The following is a 3,211-nucleotide window of genomic DNA, read 5'->3' on the forward strand; positions in this document are numbered from 1 at the left end:
CTTTATCCTACCATGAAAGGAGGTTTTTTTGTTACCTCGCTATAAGCTCTCCGGAACCCCCGGCATAGCCAGGGGTTTTCGAAACCATCAAAAAGTCGCCAATTCATAAAGATTGGCGTTTTTATTTGCCCAAATTACGAAAAACAGCTATCGTATTGCTCGTATTTCGTACGTTTTCGACCTTCCAAATATAAAACCATTCGGACGCAAACAAGCACCTTATAAGCCAAAATACGGGCTGCATTTGCGATTTTTTACGCTTCAAGCCAATTATAAAATGGAACGGGATTCGGCTTCGGTTCAGTAATATCTTTATACATTCGAACGGCTTCTTTTTGGACGAATGCCCCTAAATCTTCGAATTTTTCCCCGAAATACTTCAAGACGAAATTGTCAAATCGACGGCGGACGGATTCCTCTTTTTGTTGCTTCGCTTCTTCAATTTTCTTCATTACGGCAAATTTACGGATTTCATTCGAAAAAACTTTTTCACAATAAGAACTAAACGATTGAATTTGAAGACCGTTTTTCACTTTGTCGCCGATTTTTAATGCAAGATAACGAACAATTTTTTTCAGATTGCTGTCAATGTCGATTGTTGTTGATAAATTTGAAACTTTTTCAATGATTTCTTTATTATCGCTAATAATATCTTTTTCTTGTTTTTTGATTCGGTTTCAAATGGTTCGAATTCGGCAATAAGCGTCAAACCCCCGTCATTGCTGGAATTGTCCCCTATGTATGATGTAACCCCTTGTTGTAACCTTTCAAGACAAAAAGGAAGAATTCGAATGACTTTCACACTTGGACGACCTGCTTTCGTTTTAGTCCGCACGGAATCAACGACGCCCAACATTTCAAGCGTCTTCAATGCCTTATTGATTGTTTTGCGGGAATATCCCGTTTGTTCTGCAATCGTTGCTTGTTTCATGAACGACAATCCAACACAACGCAAAGACGCCTTTCCAAGACAAAGAAGAACGTCAATAACACTTTGCGGGACATCGGTTTGAATATGGTCAATATACGAATAGATAGATATGTCCATTTCTTGAATTGTTGAAAATAATTCGTGTCTTTTCAGTTCTTGAAATTCAATAGCACCAAAAGCCGTCATTGGTATTCTTCCCCTTTTCCTTCCCTAAAATAGTTTTTCAATCGGTGAAAATTTCGAATGACTTTCCCTAATCTCATTCGAGAACATATTCACATATAATCGAACCATATCCATTGACGTATGACCAAGAACTTGCTGCAACGTGAACACGTCCGCCCCGTTTTGCACCGACATTTTTGCAAAAGTGTGGCGGAAAGTATGCGGCGAACAACGAACGTCTTTAATTCCAGCCATACGTCCATATTTTTGTATAGAAGATTGAACGGCACGGATTCGAAGCGGTTCATTGTCTATATTTACGAAAAGCGTTCCCGTGTCTAAATTCCCCCGAACTCTTAAATATAGGGAAAGTTGTTTTTTCATTGTCCTTTGTATTGGAACAAAGCGTTCCTTGTTTCCCTTTCCGTCAATACGAACAACGCCATCATTAAAATTAATATCGTGGACTTGAATGTCACAAAGTTCACGGATTCGGACGCCCGTTTCAAGTAAAAACATCATAATTGTGTAATCCCTTAATCCTGTAAACGTTTCTCGGTCTGGTTGCCTTAAAAGTGCGTGAATTTGGTCACGGGAAAATGTTTGAATGATTGTTCGCTTTTCTTTGACAAGTTTGACGTCTTTGATTGGATTCTCAACAATGAAACCCTCATTCGCTAAGAAGTTGAAGAACGCCCGAACGGCACGAAGGTTTGTATTGATCGTGGTATCTTTCAAGCCTTCGTTCATCATGCCAAGAATGACGATTTCTTTTATCGTTTCCTCGCTAACTGTGGCGGGTCTTGTGTCAACGTAATTCCTTTCCAATCGCTTGCAAAATTTTGTGAGCTCATTCTTGTAGAATTGTAACGTGTGCTTGGAAAGATTTCGAATCCTACAATCACGAATAAACAGATTGTAAAGAAATTCGAAGGATTCTAGTTCGTTAGAAGATTCTTGAAGATTTTGCGGAGAAAATTTATTCTTACGTCGCCCCATTCGAAAAACCCCTTTCGGATTGATATTCGAATAATGGACGCCTTCCTTCACTTCGTTTTTGTTGTTCGCACGACAAAAATAGCTGTAGAAAATGAAAGAAGCGACCTCCCAATAAAGGGAAATCGCTTCAAATCAACGAGAATTGATACCGGTGGTCGGGGTCGAACCGACACTCCAGAAGGAACACGATTTTGAGTCGTGCGCGTCTGCCAATTCCGCCACACCGGCGCGTTTATAATTTGTTTGGGTAATGCCGAGGACCGGAATCGAACCGGTACGGTAGTCACCTACCGCAGGATTTTAAGTCCTGTGCGTCTGCCAGTTCCGCCACCCCGGCATGATATGTAACAAATATAAATTATAAACGATTATGGAGGCGGCAACCGGATTCGAACCGGTGGTAAAGGTTTTGCAGACCTCTGCCTTACCACTTGGCTATGCCGCCATAATATTCTTGGAGCGGAAGACGGGATTCGAACCCGCGACCCCCACCTTGGCAAGGTGGTGTTCTACCACTGAACTACTTCCGCAAATGGCTGGGCTAGCTGGATTCGAACCAACGAGTGACGGAGTCAAAGTCCGTTGCCTTACCGCTTGGCTATAGCCCAATACTATTTATATGCAATAAAATAAAAAAAGTGTCAAAAAAAATGGGGCGAATAATGGGAATCGAACCCACGAGTGTCGGAGCCACAATCCGATGCGTTAACCACTTCGCCATATCCGCCATAATAATTAATAAAAATTGGCAGGGGTAGTAGGAATTGAACCCACACCAAAGGTTTTGGAGACCTTCGTTCTACCTTTAAACTATACCCCTGTATAGATGGTGGAGGGGGACGGATTCGAACCGCCGAACCCGAAGGAGCGGATTTACAGTCCGCCGCGTTTAGCCACTTCGCTACCCCTCCGACATAAATGGTGGCTCAGGACGGAATCGAACCGCCGACACAAGGATTTTCAGTCCTTTGCTCTACCGACTGAGCTACTGAGCCATAATTTATTGCTATTAATGATGTTTTTAAAAATGGCGGTCCGGACGGGACTCGAACCCGCGACCTCCTGCGTGACAGGCAGGCATTCTAACCAACTGAACTACCGGACCAGATTGCGGGG

Annotated in this window: 3 protein-coding genes and 10 tRNA genes; all 13 read right to left on the minus strand. The window is 42.4% G+C overall.

Annotated features, from left to right (window positions below):
- Window positions 1-254 precede the first annotated feature (254 nt).
- Window positions 255-533 (minus strand): hypothetical protein, encoded by a 279-nt coding sequence (locus ACTNDN_RS24430; RefSeq protein WP_031540273.1) that lies wholly within the window; start codon window positions 531-533, stop codon window positions 255-257.
- Window positions 534-574: 41 nt separating this feature from the next.
- A complete protein-coding gene (locus ACTNDN_RS24435) occupies window positions 575-1,117 on the minus strand; it encodes a helix-turn-helix domain-containing protein (RefSeq protein WP_031540271.1) in 543 nt (180 codons plus the stop codon).
- Window positions 1,118-1,141: 24 nt separating this feature from the next.
- Window positions 1,142-2,095: a tyrosine-type recombinase/integrase gene (locus ACTNDN_RS24440; protein WP_031540269.1), complete on the minus strand. Its 954-nt coding sequence runs from the start codon at window positions 2,093-2,095 to the stop codon at window positions 1,142-1,144.
- A gap of 146 nt (window positions 2,096-2,241) precedes the next feature.
- Window positions 2,242-2,323, minus strand: a tRNA-Leu gene (locus ACTNDN_RS24445).
- Window positions 2,324-2,346: 23 nt separating this feature from the next.
- Window positions 2,347-2,432: transfer RNA gene (locus tag ACTNDN_RS24450), tRNA-Leu, on the minus strand.
- A 34-nt stretch (window positions 2,433-2,466) separates the two neighbouring features.
- A tRNA-Cys gene (locus ACTNDN_RS24455) sits at window positions 2,467-2,540 on the minus strand.
- A 10-nt stretch (window positions 2,541-2,550) separates the two neighbouring features.
- Window positions 2,551-2,625, minus strand: a tRNA-Gly gene (locus ACTNDN_RS24460).
- Window positions 2,626-2,628: 3 nt separating this feature from the next.
- Window positions 2,629-2,703 (minus strand) — tRNA-Gln (locus tag ACTNDN_RS24465).
- 43 nt (window positions 2,704-2,746) lie between these two features.
- A tRNA-His gene (locus ACTNDN_RS24470) sits at window positions 2,747-2,822 on the minus strand.
- A 19-nt stretch (window positions 2,823-2,841) separates the two neighbouring features.
- Window positions 2,842-2,915 (minus strand) — tRNA-Trp (locus ACTNDN_RS24475).
- A 7-nt stretch (window positions 2,916-2,922) separates the two neighbouring features.
- Window positions 2,923-3,006 (minus strand) — tRNA-Tyr (locus ACTNDN_RS24480).
- 8 nt (window positions 3,007-3,014) lie between these two features.
- Window positions 3,015-3,090, minus strand: a tRNA-Phe gene (locus tag ACTNDN_RS24485).
- A 33-nt stretch (window positions 3,091-3,123) separates the two neighbouring features.
- Window positions 3,124-3,200 (minus strand) — tRNA-Asp (locus tag ACTNDN_RS24490).
- Window positions 3,201-3,211 lie beyond the last annotated feature (11 nt).

Origin of the sequence: Niallia sp. HCP3S3_B10, from assembly GCF_052064465.1 — a bacterium.
In the GTDB taxonomy this organism is placed as follows: Bacteria; Bacillota; Bacilli; order Bacillales; family Cytobacillaceae; genus Niallia; species Niallia hominis.